Origin of the sequence: Magnetospirillum sulfuroxidans, assembly GCF_018224925.1 — a bacterium.
GTDB classification, from domain to species: Bacteria; Pseudomonadota; Alphaproteobacteria; order Rhodospirillales; family Magnetospirillaceae; genus Magnetospirillum; species Magnetospirillum sulfuroxidans.
In genome coordinates this window covers 92246-111152 of the sequence record NZ_JAGTUF010000012.1, presented here as the reverse complement: position 1 = coordinate 111152, position 18907 = coordinate 92246, and the positions used below count along the sequence as shown (strand labels likewise).

Here is an 18907-nt window from a genome sequence, read left to right as displayed (position 1 = left end):
GTTGACGGGATGACGATCCCTCACTAGATTCCGGACGGAACCGACAAGGCACCAAGGATCATGCCCGGCAAGAGCCCCGTCATAACAGAGATGAGCGACCGGTCGCGCGAAATTTTTCGCCAGATCGTCGAAGCCTATGTGCATACGGGTGAAGCCATCGGCTCGCGCACCTTGTCGCGCCGCTTGGGGGTGTCGCTGTCGCCGGCCACCATCCGCAATGTCATGGCCGACCTGGAAGATGCCGGCTTGCTTTATGCCCGCCATACCTCGGCCGGGCGGCTGCCGACCCAGGCGGGCATGCGCCTGTTCGTCAACGGTTTGCTGGAAGTGGGCCGCCTGCCCGAGGATGAACGCTCGGCCATTGACGTTCGCTGTCAGGCCATGGGCAAAAGCATGGAACAGGTGCTGAGCGAAGCCATCGGCGCTTTGTCCGGGCTGTCGCGCTGCGCCGGCATGGTGGTGGCGCCGAAGATGCAGCGGGCGCTCAAGCAGATCGATTTCGTCTGGCTGGGGCGCGGCCGCGCCTTGGTGGTGCTGGTGACCCAAGACGGCATGGTGGAAAACCGCTTGCTGGATCTGCCGCCCGAGGTCGAGCCGCGCTCGCTGGTGGAGGCGGCCAATTATTTGAATGATCGTCTGGTCGGTCGCAGCCTCGACGACGTGCGCGAACTGGTGCAAACGGAACTGGACCGGCAGCGCCACCAATTGGACGAACTGACCACGCGGGTGGTCGAAGCCGGTCTGGCCACCTGGTCGGGCGAGGCCAGCCATGCCTCGTTGATCGTGCGGGGCCAGTCGCATTTGCTTGACGACGTCACCGCCGTCGAGGACTTAGAGCGGATTCGCGGCTTGTTCGAGGCGTTGGAAACCTCGGAACAATTCCTACGTTTGCTTGATCTGGCCAATGTGGCAGAAGGTGTGCAGATTTTTATCGGCTCGGAAAACGAGCTGTTCGGCGTCACCGGCTGTTCCATGATCGTCGCGCCCTATCGCGACGCGCGGGAACAGATCGTCGGCGCCATCGGCGTGATCGGCCCGCAACGGCTGAATTTCGCCCGTATCATCCCCATGGTCGATTACACTGCCAAGGTTGTCGGCCGTCTGATCGGATAACTCTAAACGGAAGAAGTAAAGGCATGAGCGAGGAACAGACCACTGAACAAGGCGCGGAAACGCCCGCCCCGGAAAGCCCGGCCCCGGTCGATACGGTTTCCCCCGAGGCCCGCATCGCCGAGCTGGAAGCGGAAGTGGCCAAGCTGAAAAGCGAGGTTCTTTACGCCCGCGCTGACACCGAAAACGTCCGTCGCCGTCTGGAACAGCAAGCCGAGGATCGCGGCAAGTTCGCCGTTTCCAATTTTGCCAAGGATGTGCTGAGCGTCGCCGACAATTTGCGCCGGGCCTTGGATGCGGTGCCGCCGAATGCGCGCGAAGGCAACGACATCGCCAACACCTTGACGGTGGGGGTGGAGCTGACCGAGCGTGAGATGCTGGCGACGATGGAACGTTACGGCATCCGCCTGATCCAAGCCATGGGCGAACGTTTCGACCCTAATTTGCATCAGGCGATGATGGAAATGGAAGATGCCAACCAGCCGGAAGGGACGGTGGTGATGGTCATGCAGCAGGGTTATCAGCTGCATGAACGCCTGCTGCGTCCGGCCTTGGTGGCGGTGTCCAAGGGCGGACCGAAAGCCCCGCCAGGGGAACAGGTCGATACCAGCGTCTAACAGCAAAGGCCCTTCCGGCAGCGGAAGGGCCTTTTTTGTCGAAGGTCCCCGCATGCGTCGGCTGTTAATCGTGGTCGTGTTGCTTGCTGCCCCGGCCTGGGCCGATCCGGCGCCGGGGACCCGCTTGCGCGTCGGCATCGGTGATCTGCCGCCACCCTATGCGACGCCATCGAAGGCCAATCCGGCCGATGTGGTGGCACGGCCGCCAGGGGTGGGACTGAAGGTGCCGCCCGGCTGGCGGGCGATTTTGTTCGCCGAGGGGTTGGATCATCCGCGTAATCTGCTGGTACTGGCCGACGGTTCGGTTTTGGTGGCCGAACAGCGTTTCGACAAGCTGACCCGGCTGGTGGATGCCGATGGTGACGGCGTCGCCGAACGGCGTCACCTTTTCGCCGATGGTTTCAGTGAACCGTTTGGGCTGGCATGGCGGGATGGCGCGGTGTGGGTGGCTGATACCAGGGCGGTGTGGGCGTTGCCTTGGCATCCTGATCAGGATCGGCCGACAGGCCGTCGGCAGATCACCCCGGAGGGGGCGTTGGGTGATGATCGCGGTCACTCCACCCGGTCGCTGGCCCTGGGGGCTGATGGCCAACGTTTTTACGTCGGTATCGGCTCGCGCCGCAATGTGGACGAAGAAGCCGAACCGCGCGCCACCATTCGCGTCTTTGACGGCGTCGGCCATGGCGGCCGGACCTTCGCCGCCGGCTTGCGCAATCCGGTGGGCCTGAGCTTTCGCCCCGGCAGCGATGACTTATGGACGGTGGTCAACGAACGCGATGGCCTGGGCGATGAACTGGTTCCCGATTATCTGACCCAGGTGGTCGAGGATGGTTTTTACGGCTGGCCCTATGCCTATCTGGGAAACAATCCGCATCCCGGCCTGGGACACAAGGCTGCGGACAAGGTGGCGGGGACGCGGCCGCCCGATTTGTTGTTTCGCGCCCATTCGGCCCCGCTGGGATTGGCTTTTGCCGATGGTGACGCCTATGTCGGCCTGCACGGTTCCTGGAACCGATCAGAACCCATCGGCTATATGGTGGCGCGGGTTCCGTTCAAGGACGGCAAGCCGCTGGGCTATTACGAAGCCTTCGCTACCGGTTTCATGACGACGGCGCATGCGGTCTGGGGGCGGCCGGTGGGGATTGCCGCCGCCCCGGACGGATCTTTGTACGTGGCCGACGATGCCGGCCGCACGGTGTGGAAGATCCTGCGCTACAGCCCGAGCACGTCGCGCATGGAATAAAGCCCCGGCTTTTGCTCCTTGGCCCACAGGGCGGCGCGCACGGCGCCCTTGGCGAAGACGGCACGGCTTGACGCCTTGTGGGTCAGTTCCACCCGCTCGCCCTCGCTGGCGAACATCACCGTGTGGTCGCCGACGACGTCGCCGCCGCGCAGGGTGGCGAAACCGATCTCGCCCTTGGGGCGGGCGCCGACCAGACCATCGCGGCTTTTGCGCCAGACGCTGTCCAGCGCCACGGCGCGGCCCTTGGCCGCCGACCGGCCCAGGCCCAAGGCGGTGCCCGATGGCGAATCGACCTTGTGGTGATGGTGCATCTCGACGATTTCGATATCGTAATCATCACCCAGAATGGCGGCGGCACGCTCGGTCAGGGCCATCAGCAGGTTAACGCCGACGCTGAAATTGGGGGCATAGACGATGGTGGCGCTTTTCGCCGCCTCGGCCAGCCTGGCCTCGTCCTCCTTGGAAAGTCCGGTGGTGCCGACGATCAGGATCTTGCCCATTTCGGCGGCCAAGGCGGCGTGGGCGACGGTGGCGGCGGGGGCGCTGAAGTCGATAACCGCGTCAGAGGCGGCGAACAGGGTCGATGGAGTGTCGCTGATAACGGCGTTCAGCTTGCCCAGGCCCAGCACGGCGCCGACATCCTGGCCAACCTGCGGTGAACCGGGACGTTCGGTGCCGCCCGACAAGGTGCAGCCTTCGGCCTCGACCACCGCGTTCATCAACATCCGTCCCATGCGGCCGGCGCAGCCGACGATACCGATCTTCATGTGTGTTGCTCCGTAGGTCAGATGCCGGTGAACAGGAAATCCAGGGCGGCGAGGATGGTTGCGCGGTGCGGCTCCAGCGACGCCAGCACAGTGCCGAACTGGCTGCGAGGAACAGCCGCCAGATAATTGGTGGCAAGGACGAAATTTTTGTCGCCGATGACGAAGCGGGGTTGCAGGTGGCGCACCGGATCGTGCCAGTCGTCGGCGGGATAAAGCGGTGCGGCGACGACGATGGAAAACGGGTTGACGGCCTCGGCTTGCAGAACCAGCAACAAGGGGCCGTCGCCATTGGGCAGATGCACGTCGAATTGGCGCATCAGAACATCCTGAGCCCGTCGCTCCACAAGCCGTGCTTCTCGATCCAGCGGTTCTGGCTTTCGATGGCTTCGCGGTTTTCCTCGGCCCAGGTCTTGGCCTTGGCTTGGCGCACCAGCTTTTCCAGTTCGGATTCCAGGGTCTGGCTCAGGTTGATGCCCAAGCCCTTGGCCTCGCGCAGCAACGCAGCATTGATGCTGAGGTTACACGATTGCTTGGAATTCGACTTCTTCGACACCGTACTCATGGGATCGCTCCGCTCTTCATGCGCAGATGATATGCGCATGAAGAGCGGGGGTTCAATCCTATTCGGTCAGATCCTTCCACAACTCCTTGACCTTGGCGAAGAAGCCTTCGCTTTCAGGGTTGTGTTTGCCGTCGGTGTCGCCGGCAGCATCGAATTCCTTGAGCAATTCCTGCTGGCGGGCGGTCAGGTTGACCGGGGTCTCGACCATGGCCTGGATGAACATGTCGCCACGGGCGGGGCTGCGCAGCACGCTCATGCCCTTGGATTTCAGCCGGAACTGGTTGCCCGATTGGCTGCCGGGCGGAATGGTCACCTTGGTCATCGAGCCGTCGATGGTGGGGACGTCGATAACTCCGCCCAGGGCGGCGGTGGTCATGGGGATGGGCACCCGGCAATAGATGTTGGCACCGTCGCGCTGAAAGATGCGGTGCGGCTTGATCGACAAGAAGATGTACAGATCGCCGGCGGGGGCACCGCGGGCGCCGGCCTCGCCCTCGCCCGACAGGCGAATGCGGGTGCCTTCCTCGACGCCGGCGGGAATGGTCACTTGCAGGGTCTTGTCCTTGCGCACGCGGCCTTGGCCGCCGCACACCCGACAGGGGTCTTTGATCACCTTGCCCATGCCCTGACAGGTCGGGCAGGTGCGTTCGATGGTGAAAAAGCCTTGCTGCGCCCGCACTTTGCCATGGCCGTGGCAGGTGCCACAGGTGGTCGGCTGGGCGCCGTCCTTGCCGCCGGTGCCCTTGCACGATTCGCACGACGCCGAGGATGGCACGGTGATGGTGGTGCTTTTGCCGGCGAAGGCGTCTTCCAGGCTGATATCCATGTTGAAGCGCAGATCGTTGCCGCGCCCGGTGGCGGCGCCGCGTCGTCCGCCCATGAAATCGCCGAACATTTCCTCGAACAGATCCGAGAAACCGCCGCCGCCGCCGCCGAAATCCGAGAAACCGCCTTGTCCGCGCCCGCCACCCATGCCGTTTTCAAAGGCGGCATGGCCAAAGCGATCATAAGCGGCGCGCTTTTGTTCGTCCTTGAGGACGTCATAAGCCTCGTTCAATTCCTTGAACTTGTCGGCGGCGTCCGGGTTATCCGGGTTGCGGTCGGGATGGTACTGCATAGCCAGCTTGCGATAGGCCTTTTTCAGCTCATCGGCCGAGGCCCCGCGTTCTGCACCCAGGACTTCGTAATAGTCGCGCTTGCTCATACCAATACCATTTCTTACAGGACAACTGGCCCGCCCCGGCGAACGGGGCGGGCTATTTGGCTTTCAGGCTTACTTGCCTTTCTTGTCGCCGTCGACTTCCTCGAAATCGGCGTCGACCACCTTGTCGTCACCGCCAGCGGCGGCGGAACCCTCGGCCTCGGCACCGCCGGCGGCTTCCTGGGCCTTGTACATGGCTTCGCCCAGCTTCATGGACGTCTGCATCAAGGCCTCGGTCTTGGTCTTGATGAGTTCGGCATCGTCGCCATCCATCACCGCACGCAAATCGGCGATGCCGGCTTCGATTTCACTCTTGAGACCAGCATCGACCTTGTCGCCGAATTCCTTCAGCGACTTTTCCGAGCTGTGAACCAGACCGTCGGCATGGTTGCGGGCTTCCACCGTTTCCTTGCGCTTCTTGTCATCGGCGGCATGGGCTTCGGCTTCGCGGACCATGCGTTCGATATCGGCATCGGCCAGACCGCCCGACGCCTGGATACGGATCTGCTGTTCCTTGTTGGTGGCCTTGTCCTTGGCGCTGACATTGACGATGCCGTTGGCGTCGATGTCAAAGGTCACTTCCACCTGCGGCACGCCGCGCGGCGCCGACGGAATGCCCATCAGATCGAACTGGCCCAAGATCTTGTTGTCGGCGGCCATCTCACGCTCGCCCTGGAACACGCGGATGGTGACCGCGGTCTGATTGTCCTCGGCGGTGGAGAACACCTGGGACTTGCGGGTGGGGATGGTGGTGTTGCGGTCGATCAGACGGGTAAAGACGCCGCCCAGGGTCTCGATGCCCAGCGACAGCGGGGTGACGTCGAGCAACAAGACGTCCTTGACTTCGCCCTTGAGCACGCCGCCCTGGATGGCGGCGCCGATGGCCACCACTTCATCCGGGTTGACGCCCTTATGCGGCTCGCGGCCAAAGAATTCCTTCACCACTTCCTGGATCTTGGGCATGCGGGTCATGCCGCCGACCAAGATGACTTCGTCGATTTCGCTGGCCTTGAGGCCGGCGTCACGCAGCGCCGCCTTACAGGGTTCGATGGTGCGGGCGACCAGATCTTCCACCAGGGCTTCCAGCTTCGAGCGGGTCAGCTTGATGTTCAGATGCTTGGGGCCAGAGGCATCGGCGGTGATGAACGGCAGGTTGACTTCGGTCTGCATCGACGAAGACAGCTCGCACTTGGCCTTTTCGGCCGCTTCCTTGAGGCGCTGCAAGGCCAGACGGTCATTGCGCAGGTCGATGCCCTGCTCTTTTTTGAATTCGTCGGCCAGGTAATCCATGATGCGGGCGTCGAAATCCTCGCCGCCGAGGAAGGTGTCGCCGTTGGTCGACTTGACTTCGAACACGCCGTCGCCGATTTCCAGCACCGAGACGTCGAAGGTGCCGCCGCCCAGATCGTAGACAGCGACGATGCCGCCGCCCTTGCGCTCCATGCCATAGGCCAGGGCGGCCGCGGTCGGTTCGTTGATGATGCGCAGGACTTCCAGGCCGGCGATGCGGCCGGCATCCTTGGTCGCCTGACGCTGGGCGTCATTGAAATAGGCCGGGACGGTGATCACCGCCTGGGTGACCTTTTCACCGAGATAGGATTCGGCGGTTTCCTTCATCTTCATCAGGATATAGGCGGAAACCTGGCTGGGGCTGTGCTTCTTGTCGCCCGATTCGACCCAGGCGTCGCCATTCTCGCCATTGACGATGTGATAGGGCACCAAGTTCATGTCTTTCTTGGTGATCGGATCGTCAAAGCGGCGCCCGATCAGGCGCTTGATGGCGAACAAGGTGTTGGTCGGGTTGGTGACCGCCTGGCGCTTGGCCGGCTGACCGACCAGACGTTCACCGGAATCGGTGAAGGCGACCATGGAGGGGGTGGTGCGCATGCCCTCGGCGTTTTCGATGACCTTGGCGGTTTTGCCGTCCATCACCGCAACGCAGGAATTGGTGGTGCCCAGATCGATACCGATGACTTTGCTCATGTCGTCCTCATTCAATTTGGCCGGTCCGGTGGTCCCTGTGACAGGGCGGCAACCGCCGGACCCCCTTGGATAATCCGGATGGCGCACACGCGCCGTCTGCGGGGTTATATAGGGTGGCGTTGGGGGGCTGCAACTCCCGACGAACTTCAACTCATGCGGAAATGAAAAAAGCGCTGGCCAACAATGCCGCGCCAGGGTCAGCATTGCCCCATGATCGTTTCGGCCAGCTACCGCACCGACATTCCCGCGTTCTATGCGCCATGGTTCGAAAATCGCTTCCGCGCCGGTTTCGCCAAGGTGGTGAACCCCTATGGCGGGCCGCCGGCGACGATCGCCTTGCGCCAGAATGTTGACGGCTTTGTTTTTTGGACTCGCAACGCCCAGCCCTTTGTTCCCGGTTTGCGCATGGTGCGGGCGGCCGATCTGCCCTTTGTCGTCAGTCAGACGGTGACCGGCTATCCTCGCGCCTTGGACCTTTCGGTGATCGCGCCAGAGCGGGCGATTGCCCATATGCGGGAACTGGCGGCGGAATTTGGCCCCCGCGCCGTGGTCTGGCGCTATGACCCCATTGTTTTCACCAGCCTGACCCCGGTTGGGTTTCACCGGGAAAATTTCGCCCGTCTGGCCCAGGCGCTGGCCGGGGTGGTGGATGAATGCGTCATTTCATTCGCCACCATTTACAAAAAGACGGCGCGCAACATGGATGCGGCGGCGCGGGCCGAAGGCTTTGACTGGGACGACCCGGACGAGGCGGTGAAGCGGGACTTGGCCGCCGATTTGGCCCGGATGGCCGCCGGCCACGGCATGCGTCTTGGTCTGTGTTCGCAGCCGGCCTATGCGGCGCCGGGAACCGAGGCGGCGGTCTGCATCGATGCGCGCCGACTGGAAGACGTGGCCGCCGGCTGGGGATTGCGGCGGGCCATCGCCGCCAAGGTCTTGGGCAACCGTCCCGGCTGCGCCTGCCATCAAAGCCGCGATATCGGGGCTTATGACACCTGCCCACACGGCTGCGCCTATTGTTATGCGGTGGGGTCGCGGGCGTTGGCCAAGCGGCGTCACGGCGGCCATGACCCGTTGGGTGACTATCTGTTCGCGCCGGTCATCCGGGACGAAACGGAAAGCCTGCTGGTATAAGTGGACGATGACGACGAAAGATCTGCCATGATGAATGCCGCCCAGGCCGACGAGTTTTATGCGCGTCTTGCCGCCGACCGCCCCAATCCCAAAAGCGATCTGGAATACGTGAATTCCTATACCTTGCTGGTGGCGGTGGTGTTGTCGGCCCAGGCCACCGATATCGGGGTGAACAAGGCGACCGGGCCGCTTTTCGCCCGGGTGCGTGATCCGGCCGCCATGGTGGCGTTGGGCGAGGCAAATCTGCGCGAGGCCATCCGGACCATCGGCTTGTACAAGACCAAGGCCAAGAACGTCATCGCCTTGTCGGAAATCCTGCTGGCCCGCCATGGCGGCCAAGTGCCCGAGGAGCGCGCCGCGCTGGAAGCATTGCCCGGTGTCGGTCGCAAGACCGCCAACGTGGTGTTGAACGTGGCCTTTGGCCATCCCACCATCGCCGTCGACACCCATTGTTTCCGCCTGGGCAACCGCACCGGCCTGGCCCCGGGCAAGACGGTCTTGGAGGTCGAGGAAGGCTTGCTGAAAATCACCCCGGCGCGGTGGGGCCGCGACGCCCATCATTACCTGATCCTGCACGGCCGCTATGTCTGCAAGGCGAGGAAGCCCGAATGCCATCTGTGCGTGGTCAACGATCTGTGCCAGTTCGAGGCCAAGACCATCTGAGGGCATCAACGAAAACCCCCGCCGAGGCGACCCGGCGGGGGTTTGTTGGTCAAGCGCTGGTTTAGCGGCGGTCGCCGAGGAAACGCAGCAGATAGATGAACAGGTTGATGAAGTCGAGATACAGGGTCAGGGCGCCGAAAATGGCCTTTTTCGAAGCGGTCTCGCTGTCGTCGGCTTCGAAATACATTTCCTTGATCTTCTGGGTGTCATAGGCGGTCAGGCCGGCGAAAATCAGCACGCCAGCGGCCGAGATGATGAAACTCATCATCGAGCTGCCCAGGAACATGTTGACCAGCGAGGCGATGATCAGACCCCACAGGCCCATGATCAGGAAGCTGCCGAAGCCGGACAGGTCCTTCTTGGTGACATAGCCCCACAGCGACAGACCGGCGAAGGCCGAAGCGGTGATGAAGAAGGTCCGGGCGACACTGACGCCGGTATAGATTTGCAGGTACATGGACAGCGTAATGCCCATCAGCGCCGCATAGCCATAGAACATGCCGGCGGCGGTGCTGGCGCGCATGGCGTGGAGGCGGAAGCTCAGCCACAGGGCCAAGCCGACCGGAGCCAGCAAGGCGACCCAGCCCAACAGGTTGGGGCCGACATTGCCGGTGGCGCTGCGCTGGAAGAACAGGCCGAAGACGGCCGGATTGTTGGCGACCAGCAAGGCGACCACACCGGTCAGGCCCAGGCCCAGCGCCATCATGTTGTAAACCCGCAGCATGTACTGACGCAGACCAACGTCGATCTGGGCGGCGTCGGCTTGCGCAGGCGTCATATATTTACGATCGGATCCGAAGGCCATTGTCTTACCTCGTGGCTCGGGAGTTGCACGTTGCGACCAATATGGCGCGGTCAGGGGACGAATCAAGCGCGGAAAAGCAAGAAAATCAACCGGGCCGCGCCATAGATACGTTGGTCATGCACGGTGAAGCCGGGCGGAGGGGTGAAATCCTCCTTGGCGGCGACTTCCACCACCGCCAGGGCGCCGTCGACCAGCCAGCCCTGAGCCGCCAAGGCCGCCAAGCACGGCGCCGACAGACCGGAATGATAGGGCGCGTCCAACAGGGCCAGGGTGCAGGCTGTCTTGGCCCTGGCCAGCTTGGTGGCGTCGGCGCGGATGATCTCGGCGTCTTCGCGCAAGGCGGTCAGATTGGCGCGGATGGCGGCGATGGAAAGCGGATGATTTTCGACGAAGGTCACCGCGGCGGCGCCGCGCGACAGCGCTTCCAGCCCCAGCCCACCGGAACCGGCGAAGCAATCGACCACCACCGCGCCGTCCAGTTCCACCAGATCGGAATGGGCCAAGATATTGAACAAGGCCTGCCGCGCCCGGTCGGCGGTGGGCCGCGCTATCTTGCCGTCCGGGGCCTGCAGGGCGCGGCCCTTGTGTTTACCGCCGACGAGTCTCATGGGGTCCCTTGGTGTCGCGCGGTCCCTTGCTTTCGTGCGATCCCTTGGTGTCGCGCGGTCCCTTGCTTTCGTGCGATCCCTTGGTGTCGCGCGGTCCCTTGCTTTCGTAAGCTCCCCTGCCCTCGCGTGGGCCCTTGCTCTCGTGCGGGGGCTTGTGCTTGGCCGGCGGACGCGGACGATCCTCGGTATCGGCCTTGGCCCAATTGCCGCCGCCTTGGCCCAATTGTTCCTTGACGATCTTGGCCGGCACTTCCTCGACCCCGCCTTCTTCCAGGTTGCCCAATTGGAACGGGCCATAAGAGACCCGGATCAATCGGCTGACCGGCCAGCCCATATGTTCCATCACGCGGCGGATTTCGCGGTTCTTGCCTTCCTTCAGGCTGATGGTCAGCCAGGCGTTCGAGCCCTTTTGACGATCCAAGATCGCCTTGATCGGGCCGTATTTGACGCCGTCGATGGTCAGGCCCTTTTCCAAAGGCACCAGCGATTCCGGTTCAATCGAACCGTGGACGCGGACGCGATAGCGCCGCACCCAGCCGGCGGCCGGCAATTCCAGCGACCGGGCCAGCTCGCCGTCATTGGTCAGCAGCAGCAGGCCTTCGGAACTGAGATCCAGGCGGCCGACCGAAATCACCCGCGGCATGGTTTCAGGCAGTTTTTGGAACACGGTGGCCCGGCCCTGGGGGTCGTGGTGGGTGGTGACCAGTCCGGCCGGCTTGTGATAGCGCCACACCCGCGCCTTTTCCGCTTCCGGCACCAATTGGCCGTCGACGACGATGCGATCGGTGGGGCCGACCAGGAAGGCCGGGCTCTCCAGCGCCTTGCCGTTGACCACCACCCGGCGCGAGGTGATCAGCTTTTCCGCGTCGCGTCGTGAACAGATGCCGGCGCGGGCCAGCCGTTTGGCGATGCGTTCACCCTTTTCCGGGGCTTCGGCTTCGCTGTCTTCGGGGATGGTGTCGTTTTCGTCGCTCATGCGCGGCAGGCCTTTATGAAGGCGCGGTACAATCGGGCGTCCGCGTCTGAGATGGTGAATTCCGGGTGCCATTGCACACCGATGCAGAATTTGCGGCGCGGGTCCTCGATGCCTTCGATCACCCCGTCTTCGGCGTGGGCATTGACGACACAACCCGGCGCCACCGTCTTGACCGCCTGATGATGGGCGCTGTTGACGGCGATGCGCAAGCCCCCGGCGATGGCCGCGAGCCGGCTGCCGGCGACCAAAACCACGTCATGGCCGGCTTGGTCGCGCGGATTGGGCTGCTCATGCGCCAGACAAGCGGCGATTTCGGCGGGAATATGCTGGATCAGGGTGCCGCCCAAGGCGACGTTGAGCAATTGCTGGCCGCCACAAATGCCGAGAATGGGCATGTCGCGGGCCAGCGCCCCCTGGATCATCGCCAGTTCGAATTGGGTGCGGGCCTGTTTCAGCACCACCGTTTCATGACGGGTGGCGGCGCCGAACAGCGCCGGATCGACGTCGAAGGCGCCGCCGGTGACGATCAGCCCATGGATGCGGTCAAGATAGGCGGCGGCCAAGGTCGGTTCGTGCGGCAAGGGCAGCGGCAGGCCGCCGGCGTTGACTACCGCCGAACAATAATTCTGTCGCAGCGCATACCAGGGGAATTTGGAATAGCCCCCCGGCTGTTCGCTGTCCAAGGTGATGCCGATAACCGCAAGATCGTCCATGGAATGCCTTTGTCTCGATCCGACCATCGTATAGAACCCTGCGGCGATGGCGGCAATGTGTTAGATGGTGAGCATGACCGACTTCATGCAACGTGCCCTTGATCAGGCTCAGGCCGCCGCCCGGCGTGGCGAGGTGCCGGTGGGGGCCGTGCTGGTGTGCGACGGGGCGGTGATCGCCGCCGATGGCAATCGGGTCGAGCAATTGAATGATCCCACCGCCCACGCCGAAATGCAGGTGATCCGCGCCGCCGCCGCCGTCTTGGGGCGGACCCGGCTGGAACAATGCGATCTGTACGTGACGTTGGAGCCCTGCCCCATGTGCGCGGCGGCCATCGCCCATGCCCGGCTGCGCCGGCTGTATTACGGCGCCTATGATCCCAAGGGCGGCGGCGTCGAGCATGGGGCGCGGGTGTTCGCGCGCGCGACCTGTCATCATCATCCCGAAATCGTCGGCGGTCTGCGTGAATCCGAGGCCTCGGCCTTGCTGCGCGATTTCTTCCGGCAAAGACGCTGAGCATCCATGCGCGGGGCGCGCTTCACATTCTTCACCAGAACAGCATATTAGCCGCATTGCATCCATAAACGGAGTTTCAGTCCATGAGCACCCAGAACTGGCCCGATCTGGCCAAGGACCTGTCCACCCTGGTCGGACAGGTGCGCGGCGGCATCCCCGAGGTGATGAAGGGCTTTTCCGCCATGGCCAAGGCGGCGTGCGCCGATGGGGCGCTGGACGCCAAGACCAAGGAACTGGTGGCCCTGGGTATCGCCATCGCCGCCCGTTGTGATGGCTGCATCACCTTCCACACCCGCACGGCCCGCGATCTTGGCACCAGCCGGGAAGAATTGATGGAAGTGATCGGCATGGCCGTCTACATGGGCGGTGGGCCGTCCTTGATGTATGGCGGTCTGGCGGTCGAAGCCTATGATCAGCATGTGGCCGACAAGGCGGCGGAATAAATCGGTTTGGCCAGGAAATGACCCGCCGGGTCATTTCTTGGCCGGCGGCATGACCGCCGTCACGGCGGACAGGGTGGTTTCATGCTGCCATGGTCCAACATCGGACGGAGACTGGCGATGAGAGTGTTGGCCTTTTCCCTTCTGTCCATGCTGGCGCTGGCCCTTCCCGCCGCGGCCGAGCAGCCCGAGGAGATTTTCGACCGCGCCTGCGGCACCTGCCACTTCAAGCAGCGTGACCCGGCGCGACGCGATGAAATGATCGCGCCCCCCATGGACATGATGGCGGCGCATCTGCGGCAAGTGACCGGCCCCGAGCGGGCTGTCTTTGTCGCCCGGGTGTTGGATTTCATCAAGGCGCCGGCCGAGGCCAAGGCGGTGGATGCCATGGCGGTTCAGCGTTTTGGCCTGATGCCGCCCATCGGCGACACCTTTCCTGAGCTGACCGACGGACAATTGAACGCCGTCGCCAATTGGATATTCGATCGCTTCGCCACCGCCCAAGTGCCGCCCCAAGGCCAACAGCGCGGACGGATGGCGCCCTGATTGTCCCTGGGGGGATTTTGGCGGGGCTTCGCCTTCTTGTTACGAATCGGGAATGATGATGATGTCGACATTCTCCCGTCTGTGTGCCGTTGCGCTTTTCCTTGTCGCCGGTTCGGCGCGGGCCAGTGACCTGCATGCATTGTGGGATGGTCAATGTGGCGGTTGTCACGGCCATGCCGGCGATTTCGCCCGCGAATCCCTGGAGATGCGGGCCGGCGTTCTCACCGGCCGACTGTCCGGACAGCCGGTGACGGCCTATCTGGTTCGCCATAATGGCGGCTATGCCGCCGATCAGATCGCCGAGTTGACCGCCATGTTGACGGCGCAAGCCGGGACATCCGCTGATTTCCGCCAGTTCTGTGGCGGTTGCCATGACAATGCGGCGCAATTGGTGCGCGATTGGGTGGTCCAGCGCGAGGGTGTTCTGGTCGGTTTAGGCTCGGGGCGGCCCTTGTCCGAGTTTTTGCGGCGTCATGGTGGCGCCGATGACGCGAGTCGGGAACGTATTCTTGAAGCCTTGACCCGCATCCAATCCGAGGTCAATCATCGCTGAATTTTGCGCACAGTCGCGGCATGGTGCTTGCAAGGCTGATGGCGACATGTCCAAGAATTGAAGCGATGAACAGCACCCTGTCCCAGGACCCCAAGGGCTATTATGCGATCCTCGGCCTTGCGCCGGGGGCCGACCTTGTGGCGATCAAGACGGCCTATCGCGCGCGGGCCAAGAAGCTGCATCCAGACCGCAATCCGAGCGAGGGTGCGCGCCTGGAATTTCAAAGACTTGTCGAGGCCTACCGGGTGTTGCAGGACGTGCTGCGGCGGGCCGAATACGATGCCACCGGGGTGCATCCGCTGACCGAGGACGGCGACGATTACCCGTCGTCGCCCTTCGCCTGTTCACGCTGCGGCAAGGTTACCGCCCAGCCCCGCTACGTCATTTTCCACCGGGTAAAAAGTTACCTGATCTGGGCCAGTTGGAGCCACGACGAGGGCATTTTTTGCCGGGACTGCGCCGATTTGGCCGCGGCTAAGGCCAGTACCCAGACTTGGGCTTGGGGCTGGTGGTCGCCCATGGGGCTGGTCTTGACCCCGATCGCGCTTTTGCGCAATTTGTTCGGCGGCACCAAGCCGCGTCATCAAAATGCCCGGTTGCTGATTCGTCAGGCCCGCGCCTTTCTGGATCTGGAAGAAACCGATCTGGCCCGTGGGCTGACCGAACAAGCGGCCCGCTTTGCCCGCTTGTCGGTGCATAAGCGGCAGGTGACGGTGTTGCGCCAAGCCACCCAGGATTCGACCCGGCGCTTGCGCGGCCGCTGGGCGCCGTGGAAAGGCGGCGTTTTCGCGGCCCAGGGCTTGCCCTTGGCCGCCTTGCCGGTGGCTTTGGGATTGTTGGGCTTTGGCCTGACCAAGCCGTGGGATCAGCCGGTGGCCACCTCCGCCGGCATTTCGGTGCAGCCGGCTTTGGTCGGCGATATCCGTCATGTGGCGGTGGCCGATTTGAAATTGCGCCAGGCCCCGCTGGAAGGGGCGCCGCTGCTGACCCTGCTTGATCGTTTCACAACCGTACAAATTTTGGATTCGCCCGATCCGGAATGGGCGCAGGTGCGGACGCCGTCCGGCGTCATCGGTTGGGTGTCGCGGCGCGGCCTTTATGCCGGCGCCGGCAGCCGCCACAAGCAGGATTGGTGCGCCGCCAATCGAGGGGTCAAGCCGGAAGCCGGCGAGGTGCTGATGCGCCGGGCCAGTGGTGAACACCGGCTGATGATCCATAATGAAGGGCGTTATGACGCGGTGGTGAAACTCAAGACCGCCAGCGGCACCACGGTGGTCTCGTATTTCATTCCGGCGACGTATCATCTTGCGGTGGGCAATATTCCCGAAGGCACGTACCGCATGGAATTCGCCATCGGCAGTGGTTATTCCCGCGCGTGCGGTCTGTTTGTCGGCGATATGGAGGCTGGCTTACTGCCGTTCACGGTGACTTTCCGCACTTTGGCGGCAACCCGAACCTCGTCGATGATGACCTTGCCTGAAATTTCTCTGGCGCTGCCGGTCAAGGATGACGGCGGGCCGCAGCGTCTGGATATCGATAAATTCGTCGAGGATGATTAGACCGGGACGCCTTGACGATGCATCACGCTCTAATTGGCGTTGGAGCCATCGGGGCTTAGGTAAAATTGCCAACCGAACCAGCGCCAGCGCCCATCCAGGGTGGGGATGGTGCAATTGATGCGGCCGCGTCCGGGCGGGAACGGTTTCATCATCCGGACCTCCACCCGTGGCCCCAATTGCTCGATGGCAAGCTTGCCCTCATGTGCGGCGTAGCAGGCCAGTAATTCGACGCCGGGGACGTCTTGCGCCAAGGTGAAGCCGAACAAAGGCGGGTTGTTGACCAGCTTGGGATCGGCGGGGGTGACGTCGATCACCGGCAGGGCAAGGGTGCGTGCCGCCAGACGAAAGCGTTCGATTTCGCCATAGGTTTCGTTAAGGGCGAAACGGGGCAGGAAATAAGGGTCGGAGTGCAGCCAAGCCGGGCCGGAATGCTGGCCAAAGGCCGCGTCATAGCCGGCGGCGCGCACCGTGGTTTCGGCCTCGCGGCTCATTTCCCCGAACGGCCAGGCGAACAGCTTGGGCACGCTGCCTAATTCCGCCTGGAAACGGGCGGCGGCGCGGGTCAGATCCTCGGCGACCGCGGCGGCTGACAGCGCCGGCATATGCGGGTGGCCGGCGCCTTGACTGCCGATGGTGACCAGACCCGATTGGGTCATTTCGCGGATTTGGTCCCAGCTCATGTATTCGGCCCCGCCACTATCGGTTTCGTCGGTGACCACGAACAGGGTGAACGGCAGATTGGCAGCCTTTAAGTGTGGCCAGGCGGTGCGATATACGGTGATCCAGGCGTCATCGATGGACAGGCCGACCGTGCGTTCGGGCAGTGGCTGGCCGCTTTTCAGCGCAGCGATGATGCGGGGGATGGGCCAGACGGTATAATTGCCGGCTTTCAACTCGGCGATGTGGTCTTGCAGCTGATCGAGGCGGGTATTGGCGGTGGGAAAGCGCGGGTCGTCGAAGCGGTGATACATGAACACCACCGCCGAATCAGCCGCCAGCGCCTGCGTCCCCATCAGGGTCAGGGCAACAATGGCAATGAATCGACCGAGTCCGCGCATCAACCTCTATGTTCCTTGCCCCGGTGAAGCTTAAGCTAAAACAACTTTTATTGTTGTACGACAGGAGACGGTCCATGACCACCCCGCTGCTCGAGCAAATGTTCACCTTTGGTCGCACTCATTCTTATTGGCAAGATCGCCCGGTCGATCCGGCCTTGTTGCATCAAGCCTGGGATATGGCGGTGCTGGGGCCGAGTTCGGCCAATTGTCAACCGATGCGGGTTGCTTTTGTCGTCAGTCCGGCGGCCAAGGAAAAGTTGCGGCCAGCCTTGGCGCCGGGGAATGTGGATAAAACCATGGCCGCCCCGGTGACGGCGATCATCGCCCAGGATATGAAATTCTACGACAAATTGCCGGAACTGTACCCGCAGACCGATGCGCGCGCTTGGTTCGCGGGCAATGACGGTCTGATCGCCGCCACCGCCTTTCGCAATTCCAGCCTGCAAGCGGGCTATTTCATCTTGGCGCTACGGGCATTGGGGTTGGATTGCGGTCCGATGAGCGGGTTTGACGCCGGCACGGTGGACGGGACGTTTTTTGCCGATACTCATTGGCAGGCCAATTTCCTCGTCAATATCGGTTACGGGGACGCAACGAAACTGCATCCCCGCAATCCGCGGCTGTCATTCGCACAAGGCTGCGCCATTTTATAATTTTGGCCGAGGCAGGTGTGACAGGTCGATGCCGGCGGCCCAGCCGGCGGCGGCGATTATGGCCGCCACCAGGGCGATTTCGGTCACCGATCCGGTTCGGCACAGGTTCAGGGTAAAGCGCCGCTTGTTCGGCCACAGCAACGGTACCCCGGACGGCGTCAAACTGTCGGCGAGCAAATGCGACAGATAGCCGACCACCACCGGCGCCGCCAGCCAACCGGTCCCCAGGACCATCAGCGAAACGGCGCAGCCTAAGATGGCCAGGGCCGAATGGGTGATGCCGCGATGGCCGACCACCAGGGCCAGCGGCACCGACACCAGGCGCATCTTGCGGCCGGCCCAGGATTGCGGGTGGTCGATGTCGGGCAACAGCGCCCCCAGGGCGGCGGCGGCCAGGGCCTGTGGTTCGATCGTCTCCATTCCCGACACGCGTGCGGTCACCGCCCACAGGGCGGCGCCGACGGCAATATGCGATCCGGCCATCATGATCGTGTGGTTCCTGCATTTGTGCGCGCTGCGGATGCGCGCAGGGCTGGTATTCCATTGTTGGAATTGCTGCCGCGCCTCGGGTAAACTCCGTATGGGAAACGGGCGGGACGGAAGAGTCTCGGGGGTGTGTGATGTCTATTGCTTGGCGCGAGGCCATGAATACCGGGGATCCAACCATCGACGCCGATCATCGGCATCTGGTGGATTTGATCAATGCTTTTGAAGCAGCCATGTCGGGGGGCCATATCGAACACAAGCGGGTTGCCCGGGTGTTGTTGGGTTTGGTGGAATATACCGGCGAACATTTCAAGCGCGAAGAAGACATTCAGCTGGCCATTCGCTATCCCTATTATGATAGTCACCGCCGGTCACATCGCGATGTGCTGAAGAAACTGTCTTTGATCGTCGGTGAATACACCAAAACCGCTGATGGCCCCGACCGCGACCGCATGGTTCGCGATCTGGCCGGCTTTTTGAAGGAATGGCTGGTCGATCACATCATCCAGTCGGATTTGCGCATGCGCCCTTACATCCAACAGATGCAGGCGCAAAAGCTGCTGGCGGAAAAGCATCGGCGCGAAGCCCGCGCCGCGGCGGAAAAACTTGCGGCGGAAAAGGCGTTGGCGGAAAAACTGGCGGCGGACAAGCTGTAATCCTTGGGCGTCTTGTTTCGTTTCGGTTGACCAATAAAAGAAACCCCCGCCGGTTGCCCG

At 62.9% G+C, this 18907-nt stretch carries 23 protein-coding genes; 12 read left to right on the top strand and 11 right to left on the bottom strand.

Annotated elements, in window-relative coordinates; translation table 11 throughout:
- The first annotated feature begins 60 nt into the window (after nucleotides 1-60).
- From hrcA to KEC16_RS13120, 3 genes are read left to right on the top strand one after another with little or no spacing between them, the layout of a single operon-like run.
- Complete coding sequence (hrcA, locus tag KEC16_RS13130; RefSeq protein ID WP_211549635.1) at nucleotides 61-1113, top strand: heat-inducible transcriptional repressor HrcA; 1053 nt, start codon at nucleotides 61-63, stop codon at nucleotides 1111-1113.
- Between the two features lie 23 nt (nucleotides 1114-1136).
- Nucleotides 1137-1727 carry a nucleotide exchange factor GrpE gene (gene grpE, locus KEC16_RS13125; protein WP_211549633.1) on the top strand — a complete coding sequence of 197 codons (591 nt, stop codon included), beginning with the start codon at nucleotides 1137-1139 and terminating at the stop codon, nucleotides 1725-1727.
- A gap of 52 nt (nucleotides 1728-1779) precedes the next feature.
- Complete coding sequence (locus KEC16_RS13120) at nucleotides 1780-2970, top strand: PQQ-dependent sugar dehydrogenase (protein WP_211549631.1); 1191 nt, start codon at nucleotides 1780-1782, stop codon at nucleotides 2968-2970.
- Here KEC16_RS13120 and dapB read toward each other — a convergent pair.
- From dapB to dnaK, 5 genes are all read right to left on the bottom strand, one after another.
- The gene (gene dapB / locus KEC16_RS13115) at nucleotides 2940-3737 is read right to left on the bottom strand and encodes a 4-hydroxy-tetrahydrodipicolinate reductase (RefSeq protein ID WP_211549629.1); all 798 of its coding nucleotides are present in this window, start codon (nucleotides 3735-3737) and stop codon (nucleotides 2940-2942) included. The genes KEC16_RS13120 and dapB overlap by 31 nt on opposite strands.
- Before the next feature lie 17 nt (nucleotides 3738-3754).
- Entirely contained in the window at nucleotides 3755-4054 is a 300-nt protein-coding gene (locus KEC16_RS13110) for a CcdB family protein (protein WP_211549627.1), read from the bottom strand.
- Nucleotides 4054-4299, bottom strand: coding sequence for a type II toxin-antitoxin system CcdA family antitoxin (locus tag KEC16_RS13105; protein ID WP_211549625.1), 246 nt, complete (start codon nucleotides 4297-4299; stop codon nucleotides 4054-4056). The genes KEC16_RS13110 and KEC16_RS13105 overlap by 1 nt, the downstream gene beginning before the upstream one ends.
- Before the next feature lie 58 nt (nucleotides 4300-4357).
- Nucleotides 4358-5503, bottom strand: coding sequence for a molecular chaperone DnaJ (dnaJ, locus tag KEC16_RS13100; RefSeq protein WP_211549624.1), 1146 nt, complete (start codon nucleotides 5501-5503; stop codon nucleotides 4358-4360).
- A 69-nt stretch (nucleotides 5504-5572) separates the two neighbouring features.
- A complete protein-coding gene (gene dnaK, locus KEC16_RS13095) occupies nucleotides 5573-7483 on the bottom strand; it encodes a molecular chaperone DnaK (RefSeq protein WP_211549621.1) in 1911 nt (636 codons plus the stop codon).
- Nucleotides 7484-7693: 210 nt separating this feature from the next.
- On the opposite strand from dnaK, the gene KEC16_RS13090 reads away from it, so the two are divergent.
- Together KEC16_RS13090 and nth are read left to right on the top strand one after the other, a co-directional pair.
- On the top strand, nucleotides 7694-8617 hold the full coding sequence (locus KEC16_RS13090; protein WP_211549619.1) for a DUF1848 domain-containing protein: 924 nt from the start codon (nucleotides 7694-7696) through the stop codon (nucleotides 8615-8617).
- A gap of 30 nt (nucleotides 8618-8647) precedes the next feature.
- Entirely contained in the window at nucleotides 8648-9280 is a 633-nt protein-coding gene (nth, locus tag KEC16_RS13085) for an endonuclease III (protein WP_211549681.1), read from the top strand.
- 61 nt (nucleotides 9281-9341) lie between these two features.
- On the opposite strand, the gene KEC16_RS13080 is transcribed toward nth, so the two are convergent.
- The 4 genes from KEC16_RS13080 to KEC16_RS13065 form a co-directional block, all read right to left on the bottom strand.
- Entirely contained in the window at nucleotides 9342-10085 is a 744-nt protein-coding gene (locus KEC16_RS13080) for a Bax inhibitor-1/YccA family protein (RefSeq protein ID WP_211549617.1), read from the bottom strand.
- A 62-nt stretch (nucleotides 10086-10147) separates the two neighbouring features.
- On the bottom strand, nucleotides 10148-10693 hold the full coding sequence (gene rsmD / locus KEC16_RS13075; RefSeq protein WP_211549614.1) for a 16S rRNA (guanine(966)-N(2))-methyltransferase RsmD: 546 nt from the start codon (nucleotides 10691-10693) through the stop codon (nucleotides 10148-10150).
- Complete coding sequence (locus tag KEC16_RS13070; protein WP_211549612.1) at nucleotides 10674-11669, bottom strand: pseudouridine synthase; 996 nt, start codon at nucleotides 11667-11669, stop codon at nucleotides 10674-10676. Before KEC16_RS13070 ends, rsmD begins: the two co-directional genes overlap by 20 nt.
- Complete coding sequence (locus KEC16_RS13065) at nucleotides 11666-12382, bottom strand: gamma-glutamyl-gamma-aminobutyrate hydrolase family protein (protein ID WP_211549610.1); 717 nt, start codon at nucleotides 12380-12382, stop codon at nucleotides 11666-11668. The genes KEC16_RS13070 and KEC16_RS13065 overlap by 4 nt, the downstream gene beginning before the upstream one ends.
- Nucleotides 12383-12455: 73 nt before the next feature.
- Between KEC16_RS13065 and KEC16_RS13060 the strand changes: the two genes are divergently transcribed.
- The 5 genes from KEC16_RS13060 (at nucleotide 12456) to KEC16_RS13040 (ending at nucleotide 15994) form a co-directional block, all read left to right on the top strand.
- A complete protein-coding gene (locus KEC16_RS13060; RefSeq protein WP_249209165.1) occupies nucleotides 12456-12896 on the top strand; it encodes a nucleoside deaminase in 441 nt (146 codons plus the stop codon).
- 83 nt (nucleotides 12897-12979) lie between these two features.
- A complete protein-coding gene (locus KEC16_RS13055) occupies nucleotides 12980-13339 on the top strand; it encodes a carboxymuconolactone decarboxylase family protein (protein WP_211549608.1) in 360 nt (119 codons plus the stop codon).
- Nucleotides 13340-13456: 117 nt separating this feature from the next.
- Nucleotides 13457-13882, top strand: coding sequence for a hypothetical protein (locus KEC16_RS13050; RefSeq protein WP_211549606.1), 426 nt, complete (start codon nucleotides 13457-13459; stop codon nucleotides 13880-13882).
- Nucleotides 13883-13943: 61 nt separating this feature from the next.
- A complete protein-coding gene (locus KEC16_RS13045) occupies nucleotides 13944-14435 on the top strand; it encodes a hypothetical protein (RefSeq protein WP_211549604.1) in 492 nt (163 codons plus the stop codon).
- 65 nt (nucleotides 14436-14500) lie between these two features.
- Nucleotides 14501-15994, top strand: coding sequence for a DnaJ domain-containing protein (locus KEC16_RS13040; RefSeq protein WP_211549602.1), 1494 nt, complete (start codon nucleotides 14501-14503; stop codon nucleotides 15992-15994).
- A 29-nt stretch (nucleotides 15995-16023) separates the two neighbouring features.
- Here the strand turns inward: KEC16_RS13040 and KEC16_RS13035 are convergent, their stop codons facing one another.
- Entirely contained in the window at nucleotides 16024-17052 is a 1029-nt protein-coding gene (locus tag KEC16_RS13035; RefSeq protein ID WP_211549600.1) for a polysaccharide deacetylase family protein, read from the bottom strand.
- Between the two features lie 74 nt (nucleotides 17053-17126).
- Here KEC16_RS13035 and KEC16_RS13030 point away from each other — a divergent pair, with 74 nt between their 5' ends.
- The gene (locus tag KEC16_RS13030) at nucleotides 17127-17705 is read left to right on the top strand and encodes a malonic semialdehyde reductase (protein ID WP_211549598.1); all 579 of its coding nucleotides are present in this window, start codon (nucleotides 17127-17129) and stop codon (nucleotides 17703-17705) included.
- Here the strand turns inward: KEC16_RS13030 and KEC16_RS13025 are convergent.
- A complete protein-coding gene (locus tag KEC16_RS13025) occupies nucleotides 17700-18191 on the bottom strand; it encodes a metal-dependent hydrolase (protein WP_211549596.1) in 492 nt (163 codons plus the stop codon). The genes KEC16_RS13030 and KEC16_RS13025 overlap by 6 nt on opposite strands.
- 134 nt (nucleotides 18192-18325) lie before the next feature.
- Between KEC16_RS13025 and KEC16_RS13020 the strand changes: the two genes are divergently transcribed.
- On the top strand, nucleotides 18326-18847 hold the full coding sequence (locus KEC16_RS13020) for a bacteriohemerythrin (protein ID WP_211549594.1): 522 nt from the start codon (nucleotides 18326-18328) through the stop codon (nucleotides 18845-18847).
- The last annotated feature ends 60 nt before the right edge of the window (nucleotides 18848-18907 follow it).